Below are 15,571 nucleotides of genomic sequence, written 5' to 3' on the forward strand. Positions count from 1 at the left end.
CCCGGGCCGGGCGGCGCCCGGATGCCCACCCAAGCGGAACAGTCTAGAAGCGGTACTCGAGCGTGGCCGAGACCGTGCGCGGGTTGCCGTAGAAGGCCGTCAGCGTGCCCTCGTTGCCCAGGGTCGGGAAGAAGTAGCCGGCGGTCTTGTAGCGCTCGTCGCTCAGGTTCTTGCCGTGGATGCCGGCGCGGATCTTGCCGTCGGCACGGGTCCAGACGATGCTCGCGTCGTACAGGGTGTAGGACTCCTCGTCCAGCACCGAGGCGTACTCGAACTGGTGGATGGCGCCCTTGTAGGACGCGCTGCCGATCAGCGACAGCTTGCCGTTGCGGCCCAGCAGCGGCAGCGCGATGTCGTAGTTGGCGCGCAGGTTGGCCGAGCTCTTCGGGGTGTTCTGGAAGAAGCGCTGGTCGGCCACGTTCAGGCCGTTCACGATGTATTCCTTGTAGTCGGCGTCGATGTAGCTGTACATGCCGGCGATCATGAAGTCGCGCGTCAGGTTGGCGATCGCCTCCAGTTCCAGGCCCTTGATCTTGGCCTTGCCGGCGTTGGTGGTCACGCCGGCGAAGCTGTCGTCGCGGCCGTCGCCGTTGGTGTCGATCGCCACCGAGCCCGGAATCTGCACGTCCTTGTAGTCGCTGTAGAACACCGCGGCGTTGGTCGTGATGCGGCCGCCGTCGAAGGCCGACTTCAGGCCCAGCTCGTAGGTCCTGATGGTCTCGGGCTCGTAGCCGGCACGCGCCTGGGCGTCGGTCAGGCGGGTGCCGACCATGTTCAGGCGCGGGTCGAAGCCGCCGCCCTTGAAGCCTTCGGAGTAGGAGGCATAGGCGTTGTGGTCGCTGCTCAGCTTGTAGTTGACGGCGACGCGCGGGGTGAACTTCTTGTCCTTGCGCTTGAGGGTGCCGTTGCGGTAATCGGTGTCGGTGCGGAACAGGATCGCGCCCGGGTTGCCCATCTCGGGCGAACCGCCCAGGCCCAGGAAGATCTGGCGGTAGATCGAGGCGGTGCGCTCGTCGACCGTGTAGCGTCCGCCCAGCGAGACCGACAGGGCGTCGTTGACGTTGTAGCTGCCGTCGAAGTAGGCGGCCCAGGCCTTGGTGTCGATGTCGCCGCTGGTGAAGGTCGAGCTCGGGAAGGCGCCGGCCAGGATGGTGTCAAACTTGTTGAAGGCGTTGGCGTCCATGTAGTAGACGCCGGCGATGCCCTGCAGGCGCTCGCTCGTGTAGCTCAGCTGGAATTCCTGGCTGAACTGCTTGTTGGTGTACAGGGCCGGCACTTCCATGTCGACGGTCGGCAGGGCGTCGAAGTCGATCGGCGCCCACGACTTGTCCTTGCGGCTGGCCGTGATCGACTTGACGCTCAATTGGTCGTCGATCTGGTATTCGACCAGCGCCGAGACGCCGTGCGCCTTGACTTCCTGCTCGTGGCCGAGGGCGCGGGTCAGGTTGGCGCGGGTGTCGTAGACGTTCTCCAGGATCGGCGCGCCGCTGGTGCGGCCCACCGTCAGGCGATGGCCGTTCTTCGGATTCGACTCGTCGCGGGTCGCGTCGCCGGCGATGCGGATGAAGAGGTCCGGCGTCGGCGTGAATTCGGCGGACAGGCGCATCGCGGTGACGTCCTTGTCGTAGTTCTCGGCGCCGGTGTACAGGTTGGTGCCGAAGCCGTCGCGCTTGAAGCGGGCGACCGTGCCGCCGACGCGGACGGTGTCGGAGACCGGGGTGCTGGCCGTCGCCACGCCTTCGATCTGGCCGTAGGTGCCGGCGGTGGCGCGCAGGCGCAGGTCGGGTTTCGGGCCGAGCTTGCGGGTCACGTACTTGACCGCGCCGCCGATGGTGTTGCGGCCGTACAGGGTGCCCTGCGGGCCGCGCAGCACTTCGATGCGCTCGACGTCGTAGATGTCGGCCACGGCGGCCTGCGGACGCGCCAGGTAGATGTCGTCGATGTAGATGCCGACGCCCGACTCGAAGCCGGCCAGCGGGTCGGCCTGGCCGACGCCGCGGATGAAGGCGGTGAGCGTGGAATTGGTGGCGCGCGAGGCTTTCAGGGTGGTGTTCGGCAGCGCCAGCGCGAGCGCGGTCACGTCCGGCGTGGCCTGCTTGGACAGCTGGTCGGCGGAGAAGGCCGTAACCGATACCGGCACGTCCTGCAACGACTCTTCGCGGCGACGCGCGGTGACGACCACTTTCTGGATCTCGGCGGCGGCTTCTCCGTCAGGCGCCGGGGCGCCGGCGGCGTCCTGGGCCTGGGCAGCACCCATTGCGCTGCTGGACAGGGCCAGCAGGGCGGCGGCGGAACGGTTGAGCAGCTTCATTTTTTTCTTTGTCAGACGCATCGTTGTCTCCTGATTTTGGAATGGCGGACATGCTCGCGAACAGCTCGCGCTTTCGGCTCGATCCTGCACGCCCAGCAGTGTGCCTCGCCTGGTTCTGGCTGAAAAGATAACAATCCGCCCACCGACTGTGCGAATTTGCACAAGCCGATGCGCGGTCGTGGTGCATTTCTCGCCGAGGGAAAATGCTGCGGTTGCACAATTTGCGCGTCCGCAGTGCAAGGAATGGGTTTTGATTGCAGAGGGAATGTGCACTAGTGCACAATATGTCATCTTGATATTAAACAAGCGCGCCGATGAATACCCTGCCTGAGTGGACCGACCTCCGATTCTTCCTCGAACTGGCGCGCGCGGGCACGCTGTCGGGCGCCTCGCGCCGTCTCGACGTCGAGCACACGACGGTGGCGCGGCGCATCGACCGCCTGGAAAAGGAACTCGGCTCGACCCTGTTCGACCGCTCGCGCGAGGGCTACGAACTGACGGAAATGGGCCACGCGCTGCTGCCGCATGCGGAAGCGATGGAAGGCGCCGCGCTGGCCGCCGCCGAGCAGCTGGGCGGGGCGGAAGTGGCGGCGCACGGCGTGGTGCGCCTGGGCGTGCCCGAGGTGTTCGGGGTGAAGGTGGTGGCGCCGCTGCTGGCCGATCTGCTCGACGTCAATCCCGAGCTGTCGATCGACCTGCTGGCGCTGCCGAGCTTCGCCAATCTCGCCAACCGCGAGGCCGACCTCGGCGTGATGCTGGACCCGCCCACCACCGGCCGCTACATGGTCACGCGCCTGGCCTCGTTCCGCTTCTACCTGTACGCTTCGCCCGGTTACCTGGCGAAGCATCCGCCGATCCGCGAGCAGGCCGACCTGGCGAAGCATTATTTCGTCGACTACGTGCAGGACCGCCTGGCCAGCCGCGAACTGTCCTACATGGGCGAACTGGGCTTCACGCCGCGCCGGCGCCTGTGCTGCTCGGGCATGACGGCGCAGATCGAGGCGGCCTCTCTCGGCATGGGCCTGATGATGGCGCCGCCCTACGCGGTGCCCGACGACGGCCGCCTGGTCAAGGTCCTGCCCGACTTCTTCGCCGAGCGCTCGTTCTGGCTGGCCGCACCGACCGACCTCTACCGCCTGCGGCGGGTGAAGGTGGTGTGGAACCTGCTGCGCGATTATGCGGATAGTCAGCCGGGGCTGTTCGTGTAGGGTGGGCGGCTCGACCGGGGTGGGAGCGTCGCCGGGACTAGTGCGCCGCCCACGCGTTCAAACCGCGTTCGCATTGACGCGCCGCCGCGTTCATGCCGGCGTCGGTTGAACGCGTGGGGGCGCCCCTGCCGCGTCTGCTTGCCCGACCAGCTGGAGCCGCCCACCCTACGTGAAGGCGGGCACGTTCAGCCCTGGCTACGGAAAGGCGTGCGTTCGTTCAGCTCGTCCAGGTAGTCGTCGATCCCGCCCGCTTCCCGCTCCAGGAAGCGCTCGATCGCATCCGAGAACGCGGGATGCGCCAGCCAGTGCGCCGAATACGTGCGCGTGGGCAGGAAGCCGCGCGCCATCTTGTGCTCGCCCTGGGCGCCGCCTTCGAAGGTCTGGATGCCCTGTTCGATGCAGAACTCGAGCGGCTGGTAATAGGCCGCCTCGAAATGCAGGCAGGGCACGTGCTCGATCTCTCCCCAGTAGCGCCCGTACAGGGTGTCTTCCGTGTGAACGACGAGCGAGGAGGCGATCGGCCGGCCTTCGCGCTCGGCGATCACGAGCAGGATATTCTCCGGCATGGACCGGCCGATGCGCAGGAAGAAATCGAGGTTCAGGTAGGGCGTCGAGTAGTGCGCCGCATAGGTGTGGCGGTAGCAGCGGTTGAAGAAGCGCCAATCGGCTTCCGTCGCGTCCACCCCGCGCACGCGCCGCAGCGTCACGCCGGCGTCGCGCACCTTGCGCCGCTCGGCGCGGATGTTCTTGCGTTTCTTTTGTTCCAGCGTCGCCAGGAAATCCTCGAAATTGGCATAGCCCCCGTTCAGCCAGTGGAACTGCACGCCGCTGCGCAGCAGGAAGCCGGCGTCCTGCAACTGGCGCGCATGTTCCTCGGGCGGGAACAGGACGTGGGTGGACGAGACCTCGGTCGCCTGCTGGGTGGCGACCAGCACCTCGATCAGGGCCGTGCGCGCAGCGGGGGCGCGCGCCAGCAGGCGCGGTCCCGCCACCGGCGTGAAGGGCACCGCGGCGAGCAGCTTCGGGTAGTACGCCAGGCCGTGGCGCCGGTAGGCGTCGGCCCAGGCCCAGTCGAACACGTATTCGCCGTAGGAGTGGCCCTTGACGTAGAGCGGCAGGGCGGCCGCCAGGTCGTCGCCGTCGTAGAGCGCGATGTACTGCGGCTGCCAGCCCGTTTCCGGGCAGGCGCTGCCGGATTCGTGCAGCGCGTGCAGGAAAGCATAGGACAGGAAAGGGTTCGGCTCATCCTGGAGCGCGAGCAGTCCATCCCAGCTGGATTGCCCAATCTCGGACAAGGAAGAAACGACATGCGTGCGATAATGATTAATTGCGTTCAAAATTGCTTCCATAACTAGAAGAAGTGCGGTGAGAAGGTCCGCTCCCGCACTGCTCGCTATGCGAAAGACTCCGAGATGAACAACCGATTCTTTAACCTGTATTCACACCAGTTCGCCCGCGTGGCGGTGGCCATTCCGCGCTGCCGCATCGCCGATCCGGCCTACAACGTCGAGCAGACCATCGCGCTGGCGCGCCAGGCGGCAGAGCAGGGCGCGGCCCTGGTCGCCTTCCCGGAACTGGGCCTGTCGGCCTACAGCTGCGAGGACCTGTTCCACCAGCGCGCGCTGCTGGAGGCCTGCGAAGAGGGGCTGGCCGCCGTGGTCGAGGCTTCCCGCGAACTGCCTGTGGCGATGGTAGTGGGCCTGCCACTACGGGTCAATCACCAGCTGTTCAATTGTGCGGCCGTGGTCGCGGGCGGGCGCGTGCATGGCCTGGTGCCGAAGAGCTTCCTGCCGAACTATGGCGAGTTCTACGAGTCGCGCCAATTCAGCGCCGCCGACAGCGCGCATGTCGACAGCGTCGAGCTGTTCGGCGAACTCGTCCCCTTCGGCCCGAACCAGGTGTTCGAGGTCGAGAACTTCCCGCTGCTGCGCTTCCACGTCGAGATCTGCGAGGACGTCTGGGTGCCGGTGCCGCCGTCCTCGTTCGCGGCGATGGCCGGCGCGACGGTGCTGGTCAACCTGTCGGCCTCGAACGTGCTGGTCGGGAAGAGCACCTACCGCCACCAGCTGGTCAGCCAGCAGTCGGCGCGCTGCATGGCGGCCTACCTCTACACCTCGGCCGGACGCGGCGAATCGACCACCGACATGGCCTGGGACGGCCAGTCCATCATCTACGAAAAGGGCGAGCTGCTGGCCGAATCGCAGCGCTTCCTCGACGAGTCGCACATCATCTTCGCCGACGTCGACCTGGAGCGCCTGTCGCAGGAGCGCATGCGCGCCACCACCTTCGCGCAGTCGGCGCGCCGCCACGCGGACGAGGTGAAGAAGTTCCGCGTGCGGCGCTTCCCGCTGGCGTTGCCGCTGGAGCGCACGCTGCCTTTGGCGCGCGAGATCGAGCGCTTCCCCTACGTGCCGGCCGACCGCGCCTTGCGCGACGAGCGCTGCACCGAGGTCTACAACATCCAGGTCCAGGCCCTGATCCAGCGCCTGTCCTCCAGCGGCATCGAGAAGGTCGTGATCGGCGTCTCCGGCGGCCTGGACTCGACCCACGCGCTGCTGGTCTGCGCCGCGGCGATGGACCGCTTGAAGCTGCCGCGCACGAATATCCTGGCCTATACGATGCCGGGCTTCGCCACCAGCGGGCGCACGCTGAAGCAGGCGCACGACCTGATGCGCGTGGTCGGCTGCACCGCCCAGGAAATCGACATCCGCCCGAGCTGCCTGCAGATGCTGAAGGACCTGAACCACCCCTTCGCCGAAGGCAAGGAGCAGTACGACGTCACCTTCGAAAACGTGCAGGCGGGCGAACGCACGAACCACTTGTTCCGATTGGCGAATCACCTGGGCGCGATCGTGATCGGCACCGGCGATCTGTCCGAACTGGCGCTGGGCTGGTGCACCTACGGCGTGGGCGACCATATGTCGCACTACAACGTGAACGCCAGCGTGCCGAAGACCCTGATCACGCACCTGGTGCGCTGGGTGGCCGAGACCGGGGCGGTCGTGGCCGGCGGCGCCGAGGTGCTGCTGAACATCCTCGGCACCGAGATCAGCCCCGAGCTGGTGCCCGGGAAAGAAGGCGACGACAAGCCGGCCCAGATCACCGAGAGCGTGATCGGCCCCTACGAGCTGCAGGACTTCAATCTCTACTACACGCTGCGCTACGGCTTTGCGCCGAGCAAGGTGGCCTTCCTGTCCTACAGCGCCTGGCATTCGCGCCTGGCGGGCCGCTGGCCCGACGAGAACGGCGCGCGCAACGAATACGACCTGGGCGCGATCAAGCGCAACCTCGGCATCTTCCTGTGGCGCTTCTTCAAGACCAGCCAGTTCAAGCGCAGCTGCGTGCCGAACGGGCCGAAGGTCGGCAACGGCGGCTCGCTGTCGCCGCGCGGCGACTGGCGCGCCCCGAGCGACTCGGAAGCGACCGTCTGGCTCGACGAGCTGGCGAATATTCCGGACTAGATGCGCCGGATTGAACACCCATTATTAGATAAGGAGCAGACATGAAACAGATTACCTGCGTGATCAAACCTTTCAAGCTGGACGAAGTGCGCGAGGCCCTGGCCGACGTCAACGTCACCGGCCTGACGGTCACGGAAGTGAAGGGCTTTGGCCGCCAGAAGGGCCACACCGAGCTGTATCGCGGCGCGGAATACGTGGTCGACTTCCTGCCGAAGGTGAAGATCGAGGTGGTGGTCGACGACGGCATCGTCGACCAGGTGGTCGACGCCATCATCAAGGCTGCGCGCACCGGCAAGATCGGCGACGGCAAGATTTTCGTGCAGGACGTGCAGCAGGTGATCCGCATCCGTACCGGCGAGACCGGGCCGGACGCAGTGTAAGGTTTGGTAGGGTGGGCTCTCGAGCCCACGCGGTGATCGTTATCGGCAAGACCACCAGGCGCGACATCGGAGCCGCCGGCATTCCCCGCGTGGGCACAAAGTGCCCACCCTACCGCCCCATCTGGATATCGAACTTCCAGGTAATCAAGCGCAGCACGCTGATGAACAGTGCGCTGCTCCACAGCGCGAAATCGTGCGACACGCTGGTGTACAGCCCCATCAGCAGGAACATCCAGTTCCCGAGGAAGGCGCAGATCGCATACGGCTTGCCGTCCCTGAACACCATCGGCACTTCGTTGCAGACGATGTCGCGCAGCACGCCGCCGAAGATCCCCGTGATCACGCCCATCATCGAAGCAATAAATAAGGGCATGTTCGCGTCCAGCGCGGCCGAGACGCCGGCGATCGAGAACAGGCCGAGACCCACCGCGTCGGCGATCACGATCAAACGTTCTGAGACGATGTGGCGCAGGGTGCGGATCAGGGGCGACGCAATCAGGGCCAGCACGAAGATGGCGATCGCGTATTCCTGGTGCGTGACCCAGAACAGCGGACGGCGGTCGAGCAGGATGTCGCGCAGGGTGCCGCCCCCAAAAGCCGCGATGAAGGCGACCGTAAACACGCCCACCAGGTCCATGCGTTTGCGGCGCGCTTCGATGAATCCGGAAAACGCGCCGACGAGGATCGCCACGATCTCGATGAACTTGATGAGGGTCATGCAGGGCAGGGTGCTGTTGGCATGATGCAAGCCTAACATGCCAACAGCATCGCGCGAAAGCGCGGCGCGTGCCTGGAGCCTAACTCTTCAGGTCGGGCCGGCCCGCTCCATCTCCGCCAGCGGCAGGCGCACCGTGAACACGACCTGGCCGTGCTCGTGGCGATAGGCGATTTCGCCCTGGTGTTCGCGCACGATCTGGGCCACGATGTACAGTCCCAGGCCCATGCCGGTGCGGTTGCGCGGGTTGTGCAGCGAGCTGCGCTTGAAGGGATTGAACAGCGAAGCGGCCACGTCCTGCGCGATCGGGGCGCCGCCGTTCGCCACCTCCAGCACCGCCCAGCCGGGCTCCCGCGCCAGCGTGGCCACGATCGGGCGGCCGACTTCGCCATGGTGGCGCGCATTGCTGAGCAGGTTGGACAACACCTGGCCCAGGCGGCCGCCGTCGGCGCGCACGCAGGTCGGGCCCGGGTTGGCGAAGGAATAATCGATGCTCGGGTAGGCCATGCGCGACTCGTCGATCACGTCCTCGACCAGGGCCGCGAGATCGAGCGGTTCGAACACCATGCCCAGCCCCATGCCGCCGTCGATGCGGCTCATGTCGAGCACCTGGCCGATCAGGCGCTGCATGCGGTTGCTCGAGGACTGGATGCGCCGGCCCAGGGTTGGCTGCACCGCACCCCGTTCGAGCAGGGTGCCGGCCATGTTGATCGAATGCAGCGGGTCGCGCAGGTCGTGGCCGAGCATGGCCAGCAGCTGGGCGCGCGTCGAGTCGAGCTGGGCGCGGCGCGCGTTCGAGGCGCGCAGCAGTTCGGACTGGGTCAGGCGGGCGTTGGCCAGCACCGTGGCTTCCCACGGATGGGCGTGGCCGCGCACCGTTTCGTGCCAGGCGTCGAAGGAGCCGCGCGGCGTCAGGCGCTCGCCCAGGGGGCCGACCTGCGCCAGCTTTTCCGGACGGCCGCCCCAGGAGACGTGCTCGATCTGCTCGGTGCGCAGCAGCAGGCACCAGCCGCCGCCGGGCGGATCGAACGGCAGGCCAAGCAGGCCGACCCATTTGCCGACGCTGGCGTGCACGTCCTGCGGCCACTCGCCCAGCTTGTCGCGCACCAGGATGTCGCTGGCGTCGGCCGGCATTGCGCGCACGATCGCCTCGGCGGTCTCGCGCTCGATCGGGCCGTGGCTGATGATCTTGCCGTTGTGGACGCTCACCAGCGCCTGCGAACGTGTGGCCGCCAGCAGGTCGTCGGCATGGCGCGCCAGCGCATCGAGCGGTTCCTCGTCGATCAGCAGCGATTCGACCAGCGCGGTGCGTACCTTGGCCGACTGCTCGACCAGTTCGGCGTCCGAGCGCGCCTCGATGCTCTGCACGGTCGAGGCCATGACCTGGGCCAGCACGTCGGCCGCCATGCGGATCGCGTGCGGCACCCGCTTGGGCGCCATGTGGTGGCAGGCGATCAGGCCCCAGAGGCGGCCGTTGATGACGATCGACACGCTCATCGAGGCATGCACGCCCATGTTCTGCAGGTACTCGACGTGGATGGGCGAGACGCTGCGCAGCACGCCGAAGCTCATGTCGAGCGGCGCGGCGCCCGGCGCGCCCAGCAGCGGCACCGGCGTGTACCCGATGTCGGCGATCATGCGCAGGGTGTTCAGCACGTACAGGCGGCGCGCCTGGGCCGGGATGTCGCCGGCCGGATAGCGCTGGCCGAGGTAGGGAGCAAGGTCGTCGCGGCGCGCCTCGGCCACCACGTCGCCGCTGTCGTCCTCGCGGAACACGTAGGCCATGACGCGGTCGAAACCGGTGAACTCGCGCACCTGGCGCACCGCGGTTTCCAGCAGGCCCTCGATGCTGCGCTGGCGCCGCACCCGTTCGATCGAACTGTGCGCCTTCACCGCGAACATGGCGACGGTGTCGGCCGGGACGTCGCGGCTCTCGAACTCGGCGATGACACGCCCATGGCTGCCGTGGACGATGGCGTCGTAATCATGCCCTGCGATGCTCACCGCCGCCACGGCAGGCGCATATTCGCCCTCGGCCAGCAGGTCGATGCATTCGGCGATCAGGTCAGTACAGGCGGGCGGCAGGGGCAGGGTAGTGTACGCCAGGCCGAGCTGCAGCTGGCCTGCCAGGATCTCGGGAGCGTTGGCGCTCCAGCCTTCGATGCGGCCGGCCGCGTCCAGGAACAGCAGGAAACCGTGCGGCTGGATCGATCCGGGAATATGGATGGGTTCGTCCGCACAGGAAGCCAGGTCCACCTGGCTGGGCACGGACATCGGAGTGGCCGGAAGCGACTTCAAAGAATGTCCCTTATGTTGAGGGTGGGCCGCATGCGCGGCTACAGTCGCATTCTACAACGCGAATCCGGCGCGACACTGGGAGTTTGTTTCAGGAGGTAATCGGCATTTCACAAATCCAGCGCCGGCTTGAGAAGCACGATCAGGGCGCCGTTGCCGCCGTCGTTGCGGTTGGCCACGCAGAAAGCGACGACCTCGTCCTTCTGCACCAGCCAGCTGTGCACCACCGAGCGCAGCACCGGCTCGCCGCCCGGCGAGCCGTAGCCGACGCCGTGGATGATGCGCACGCAGCGCACGCCGCGGCGGGTCGAGCGGCGCAGGAAGTCGCCGAGCTGGCCGCGCGCGACGTCGCGCGTCATGCCGTGCAGGTCGAGTTCGTCCTGCACCGGCCAGTGGCGCTTGCGCAGCTTTTTCACGACATCGGGGCCCACGCCCTCGCGGGCGTAGCTCAGGGTCGGGTCGTCGTCGAGCAGGCCGTCGACGTCGAACAGGTCGGACAGCGATTCCTGCAGCACCAGGGCGTCGTCTTCCTCCTGGCTCAGCCTGCGCTGCTCCGGCGTGGCGCGCAGCAGGGCTTCCTGTACCGGGCGGTAGACGTAGCGGTCCGATTCCGGCATCCGGGTGACGCCTTCCATGGCGCCGCGGAACTCGACCGCGCGCTCGCGCGCGATCCGTTCCTGCCGCTCGCGCCTGGCCTGTTCGATGGCGCGCAGGCGCTCCTCTTCCTTGAGCTTGTCGCGCAAGGATTTGAGGTCGGCAAAATCTTTCAAGCCCGCCATCGTGCTCCCTTTATTCCCCGAGGGCCTCCAGGTAGCGCTGGGCGTCGAGCGCAGCCATGCAGCCGCTGCCCGAGCTGGTGATCGCCTGGCGGTAGATGTGGTCCTGCACGTCGCCGGCCGCGAACACGCCCGGCACGCTGGTGGCCGTGGCCATGCCCTCGGTGCCGCTGCGGGTCTTGATGTAGCCGTTGTGCATGTCGAGCTGGCCTTCGAAGATCATGGTGTTCGGCTTGTGGCCGATCGCCACGAACAGGCCGTGCACGGTCAGGTCCTTGACGGCGCCGTCCGCGGTCGACTTCAGCTTCAGGCCGGTCACGCCGCTGTCGTCGCCGACGACCTGCTCCAGCGTGTGGTTCAGTTCAAGCGCAATCTTGCCTTCGGCAACCTTGGCCATCAGGCGGTCGACCAGGATCGGCTCGGCGCGGAACTTGTCGCGGCGGTGGATCAGGGTGACTTTCGAGGCGATGCCGGCCAGGTACAGGGCTTCCTCGACCGCGGTGTTGCCGCCGCCGATGACCGCCACTTCCTGGTTGCGGTAGAAGAAGCCGTCGCAGGTGGCGCAGGCCGACACGCCGCGGCCCATGAAGGCTTGCTCCGATTCCAGGCCGAGGTACTGGGCCGAGGCGCCGGTGGCGATGATCAGGGCGTCGCAGGTGAATTCGTGCGAGTCGCCCAAGAGGCGGATCGGCTTCTCGTTCAGGAAGGTCGTGTGGATGTGGTCGAACACGATCTCGGTGTTGAAACGCTCCGCATGCTGGAGCAGGCGCTGCATCAGCTCCGGACCCTGCACGCCCAGGGGATCGCCCGGCCAGTTTTCCACGTCGGTGGTGGTCATCAACTGGCCACCCTGCTCGACGCCGGTGACCAGCATCGGGCTCAGATTGGCGCGGGCGGCATAGACGGCGGCGCTGTAGCCGGCCGGACCGGAACCGAGGATCAGGACTTTGGCGTGTTTCTTAGTGGTCATGGGGAGCGAATGAATGATGTGGAAAATGGGAAACTGGGGGCGCGGCGAGCAGAATCAAGGTCGCCGGAAACAACAACGATTATAGACGATGATGCGCACAAGCATGAATGATGAGGCCGTCTCGGCAATATATGCCTTAGAATGGATGGATTCCGCATTCCGCGAACAGAACAGCATCACCCAGCATGAGCAAGAAGAGTTCCGCCCCTCCCTCGAACGTCCCCCGCAATCCGGCACGCGCGCCGCTGCCGGGCAGGCTCGCGCGCCTCCTGCTCGAGGCGCGCTGGATCGCCACGGCGGTCGCGTTCCTGTATTTCGTCCTGATCCTGTTAAGTTACAACAAGGCCGATCCCGGCTGGTCGCACGCCAACACGGTGGCGTCCATTGCCAACCTCGGCGGCAGCGCCGGCGCCTGGCTGGCCGACCTGCTGCTGTTCATCTTCGGCTTTTCCGCCTGGTGGTGGGGCGTGCTGTTCCTGCGCGTCGTCTGGCGCGGCTACCGCCGCCTGACCGACAAGAACCCGCAACCGCGCGAGCCCGAGCACCAGGACGAGTTCATCATCCGCTGGATCGGCTTCGCCCTGATGTTCGCCGGCAGCGTCGGCCTGGAATACCTGCGCATGTGGTCCTGGGACGTCGACCTGCCGCGCGCCCCCGGCGGCGTGCTCGGCCAGCTGCTCGGCCACGCCTCGCAGGCGGCCTTCGGCTCCACCGGCGCGACCCTGCTGCTGCTCCTGCTGTTCGGCCTGGGCTTCTCGCTGTTCTTCCAGGTCTCCTGGCTGGCCGTGGCGGAGCGGATCGGCGAAACGCTCGAGCTGACGCTGGACTGGTTCCGCCTGCGCATGGAGGACCGCGAAGACCGCCGCCAGGGCGAGGCCGCGGCCGTCAAGCGCGACGAGACCGTGGTCAACGAGCGCGCAAGGCAGGGCGAGAAGCAGGGCGAGAAGCAGGCCGAGAAGGCGGCGCCGGCGCTGCGCGCCGAGCCGCAGCTCGATGCTGCGCCGCCGCGCCCGATCGCTGCCCCGAAGGAGCCGCGCTTCGATGCGGACGAGGACTTCGACGCGAAGCCGCTGCCGGCCGCCACGGCCGCCAGGACGGTGCCGGCGCCCGGCGCCGAGCCGAGCCTGGCCCCGATCAAGATCGAACCGGCGATGCTGTCGGTGCCGAAGGGCGAGCGCGCCCAGAAGGAACAGCAGACCCCGCTGTTCCGCGACCTGCCGGGCGACTCGACCCTGCCGCCGCTGGCCCTGCTGGACGAGCCGCCGGCGGCCCAGGAAGTGGTGGCCAACGACACCCTGGAATTCACGAGCCGCCTGATCGAGAAGAAGCTGTCCGACTTCGGCGTCGAAGCCAAGGTCGTGGCCGCCTATCCGGGCCCGGTTGTCACCCGCTACGAAATCGAGCCGGCCACCGGCGTGAAGGGCAGCCAGATCGTGAACCTGGCGCGCGACCTGGCGCGTTCGCTGTCGCTGACCTCGATCCGCGTGGTCGAGACCATCCCGGGCAAGAACTACATGGCGCTCGAGCTGCCGAACCCGAAGCGCCAGATCGTGCGCCTGACGGAAATCGTCGGCTCCAAGGTCTACAACGACAGCGCCTCGAACCTGACGGTCGCGCTGGGCAAGGACATCGCCGGCAAACCCGTGGTGGCGGACCTGGCCAAGATGCCGCACCTGCTGGTGGCGGGCACCACCGGTTCGGGTAAATCGGTGGGCATCAACGCGACCATCCTGTCGCTGCTGTATAAAGCCGATCCGGCCGACGTGCGCCTGATCCTGATCGACCCGAAGATGCTGGAAATGTCGGTCTACGAGGGCATTCCGCACCTGCTGGCGCCGGTCGTGACCGACATGCGCCAGGCTGGCCACGCGCTGAACTGGGCGGTGAACGAGATGGAGCGCCGCTACAAATTGATGTCGAAGCTGGGCGTGCGCAACCTGGCCGGCTACAACGCCAAGATTTTAGACGCGCAAAAGCGCGAAGAGCACATCCCGAACCCGTTCTCGATCTCGCCGGACAACCCCGAGCCGCTGGAGAAGCTGCCGACCATCGTCATCATCATCGACGAACTGGCCGACCTGATGATGGTCGTCGGCAAGAAGGTCGAGGAACTGATCGCCCGTATCGCCCAGAAGGCGCGCGCGGCCGGGATCCACCTGATTCTCGCTACCCAGCGCCCGTCGGTCGACGTCATCACCGGCCTGATCAAGGCCAACATCCCGACCCGCATCGCGTTCCAGGTGAGCTCGAAGATCGACTCGCGCACGATTCTCGACCAGATGGGCGCCGAAACCCTGCTCGGCATGGGCGACATGCTCTACATGCCGCCGGGCACCGGCCTGCCGGTCCGGGTGCACGGCGCCTTCGTGTCGGACGACGAAGTGCATCGAGTTGTAAAACATCTTCAATCGATGGGCGAGCCGAATTACATTGAAGGCATTCTCGAAGGCGGCACGCTGGAAGAGGGTGGGGCCGGCGGCGACGGCGCCATGGCCGGCGAAGGCGGCGGCGAGTCCGACGCCATGTACGACCAGGCCGTGGCCGTGGTGTTGAAGCACCGCCGCGCCTCGATCTCGCTGGTCCAGCGCCACCTGCGCATCGGCTACAACCGCGCCGCCCGCCTGCTCGAACAGATGGAACAGAGCGGCGTGGTGTCGACCATGCAGTCGAACGGCAACCGCGACATCCTCGTCCCGGCCGCCAACGCCGAATAATCGGGGTGTCAGGGGTTTCGTAGGGTGGGCACCTGTACCCACGCGGTCGTCCCTTCGAACACCCCACCGTTAAAAGGATCACGATGAAGAACAACATGAAAACCACCCTTGCTACCCTGATCGCTACCTTGGCCAGCTCTGTCCTCGTCAGCAGCGCCGCCCACGCCGCCGCCCTCGACCAGTTCAAGGCCTTCGTCTCCGGCACCAAGTCCGCCAAGGGCGAATTCACCCAGCAGCAACTGCGCAAGTCCGCCAACAGCAAGGCCACCCCGCCCTCGAGCGGCAGCTTCGTCTTCGCCCGTCCCGGCAAGTTCATCTGGAACTACCAGAAGCCCTACGAACAGCTGCTGCAGGCCGACGGCGACCAGCTCTACATCTACGACAAGGACCTGAACCAGGTCACGGTCAAGAAGCTGGGCAATGCGCTGGGCTCCTCGCCGGCCGCGATCCTGTTCGGCAGCAACGACCTGGAAAAGAACTTCACCCTGTCCGAAGCCGGCACCCGCGACGGCCTGGAGTGGCTGAACGCCGTGCCGAAGGCGCGCGACACCACCTTCGAACAGATCAGCATCGGCCTGCGCGACGGTATTCCACAGGCGATGGAGTTGAAGGATACCTTCGGCCAGACCTCGGTGCTGAAGTTCACCAACTTCCAGCGCAACCCGTCGCTGGGCGCCCAGCAGTTCAAGTTCGAGATCCCGAAGGGCGCGGACGTCATCAACAACTAAACAATTGTTTGGG

Annotated in this window: 11 protein-coding genes; 5 read left to right on the forward strand and 6 right to left on the reverse strand. The window is 66.6% G+C overall.

Translation table 11 applies throughout. The features are described 5' to 3' along the window. Positions 1–43: 43 nt before the first annotated feature. Positions 44–2,332, reverse strand: a complete 2,289-nt coding sequence (locus RT688_RS19840) for a TonB-dependent receptor (RefSeq protein WP_313706563.1) — start codon at positions 2,330–2,332, stop codon at positions 44–46. Positions 2,333–2,625: 293 nt separating this feature from the next. Between RT688_RS19840 and RT688_RS19845 the strand changes: the two genes are divergently transcribed. Further along, positions 2,626–3,519 (forward strand): LysR family transcriptional regulator, encoded by an 894-nt coding sequence (locus tag RT688_RS19845; RefSeq protein ID WP_313706564.1) that lies wholly within the window; start codon positions 2,626–2,628, stop codon positions 3,517–3,519. 185 nt (positions 3,520–3,704) lie between these two features. Here the strand turns inward: RT688_RS19845 and RT688_RS19850 are convergent, their stop codons facing one another. Next, positions 3,705–4,868, reverse strand: coding sequence for a GNAT family N-acetyltransferase (locus RT688_RS19850; RefSeq protein WP_313706565.1), 1,164 nt, complete (start codon positions 4,866–4,868; stop codon positions 3,705–3,707). Between the two features lie 63 nt (positions 4,869–4,931). Between RT688_RS19850 and RT688_RS19855 the strand changes: the two genes are divergently transcribed. Next, on the forward strand, positions 4,932–6,980 hold the full coding sequence (locus RT688_RS19855) for an NAD(+) synthase (RefSeq protein WP_313706566.1): 2,049 nt from the start codon (positions 4,932–4,934) through the stop codon (positions 6,978–6,980). 41 nt (positions 6,981–7,021) lie between these two features. Then, on the forward strand, positions 7,022–7,360 hold the full coding sequence (locus RT688_RS19860; RefSeq protein ID WP_312549471.1) for a P-II family nitrogen regulator: 339 nt from the start codon (positions 7,022–7,024) through the stop codon (positions 7,358–7,360). Positions 7,361–7,469: 109 nt separating this feature from the next. Here RT688_RS19860 and RT688_RS19865 read toward each other — a convergent pair whose 3' ends face one another. The 4 genes from RT688_RS19865 to trxB all read right to left on the reverse strand — a co-directional run bounded on the left by RT688_RS19865 (position 7,470) and on the right by trxB (position 12,116). Next, positions 7,470–8,078, reverse strand: a complete 609-nt coding sequence (locus RT688_RS19865) for a trimeric intracellular cation channel family protein (RefSeq protein ID WP_312549489.1) — start codon at positions 8,076–8,078, stop codon at positions 7,470–7,472. 87 nt (positions 8,079–8,165) lie between these two features. Next, positions 8,166–10,349, reverse strand: coding sequence for an ATP-binding protein (locus tag RT688_RS19870; RefSeq protein ID WP_313706567.1), 2,184 nt, complete (start codon positions 10,347–10,349; stop codon positions 8,166–8,168). Between the two features lie 131 nt (positions 10,350–10,480). Beyond that, positions 10,481–11,149 (reverse strand): Smr/MutS family protein, encoded by a 669-nt coding sequence (locus RT688_RS19875; RefSeq protein WP_313706568.1) that lies wholly within the window; start codon positions 11,147–11,149, stop codon positions 10,481–10,483. A gap of 10 nt (positions 11,150–11,159) precedes the next feature. Then, the gene (gene trxB, locus RT688_RS19880) at positions 11,160–12,116 is read right to left on the reverse strand and encodes a thioredoxin-disulfide reductase (RefSeq protein ID WP_313706569.1); all 957 of its coding nucleotides are present in this window, start codon (positions 12,114–12,116) and stop codon (positions 11,160–11,162) included. 185 nt (positions 12,117–12,301) lie between these two features. On the opposite strand from trxB, the gene RT688_RS19885 reads away from it, so the two are divergent. Beyond that, the gene (locus RT688_RS19885; protein WP_313706570.1) at positions 12,302–14,830 is read left to right on the forward strand and encodes a DNA translocase FtsK 4TM domain-containing protein; all 2,529 of its coding nucleotides are present in this window, start codon (positions 12,302–12,304) and stop codon (positions 14,828–14,830) included. A gap of 95 nt (positions 14,831–14,925) precedes the next feature. Next, positions 14,926–15,558, forward strand: a complete 633-nt coding sequence (gene lolA / locus RT688_RS19890) for an outer membrane lipoprotein chaperone LolA (RefSeq protein ID WP_313706571.1) — start codon at positions 14,926–14,928, stop codon at positions 15,556–15,558. The last annotated feature ends 13 nt before the right edge of the window (positions 15,559–15,571 follow it).

This window comes from Massilia sp., assembly GCF_032106685.1.
Lineage (GTDB): Bacteria > Pseudomonadota > Gammaproteobacteria > Burkholderiales > Burkholderiaceae_D > Telluria.

Bases quoted from the DNA above. Each gene is read 5' to 3' on its own strand.
- RT688_RS19840 (WP_313706563.1), bottom strand. From the start codon at position 2,332: ATGCGTCTGACAAAGAAAAAAATGAAGCTGCTCAACCGTTCCGCCGCC.
- RT688_RS19845 (WP_313706564.1), top strand. From the start codon at position 2,626: ATGAATACCCTGCCTGAGTGGACCGACCTCCGATTCTTCCTCGAACTG.
- RT688_RS19850 (WP_313706565.1), bottom strand. From the start codon at position 4,868: ATGGAAGCAATTTTGAACGCAATTAATCATTATCGCACGCATGTCGTT.
- RT688_RS19855 (WP_313706566.1), top strand. From the start codon at position 4,932: ATGAACAACCGATTCTTTAACCTGTATTCACACCAGTTCGCCCGCGTG.
- RT688_RS19860 (WP_312549471.1), top strand. From the start codon at position 7,022: ATGAAACAGATTACCTGCGTGATCAAACCTTTCAAGCTGGACGAAGTG.
- RT688_RS19865 (WP_312549489.1), bottom strand. From the start codon at position 8,078: ATGACCCTCATCAAGTTCATCGAGATCGTGGCGATCCTCGTCGGCGCG.
- RT688_RS19870 (WP_313706567.1), bottom strand. From the start codon at position 10,349: ATGTCCGTGCCCAGCCAGGTGGACCTGGCTTCCTGTGCGGACGAACCC.
- RT688_RS19875 (WP_313706568.1), bottom strand. From the start codon at position 11,149: ATGGCGGGCTTGAAAGATTTTGCCGACCTCAAATCCTTGCGCGACAAG.
- trxB (WP_313706569.1), bottom strand. From the start codon at position 12,116: ATGACCACTAAGAAACACGCCAAAGTCCTGATCCTCGGTTCCGGTCCG.
- RT688_RS19885 (WP_313706570.1), top strand. From the start codon at position 12,302: ATGAGCAAGAAGAGTTCCGCCCCTCCCTCGAACGTCCCCCGCAATCCG.
- lolA (WP_313706571.1), top strand. From the start codon at position 14,926: ATGAAAACCACCCTTGCTACCCTGATCGCTACCTTGGCCAGCTCTGTC.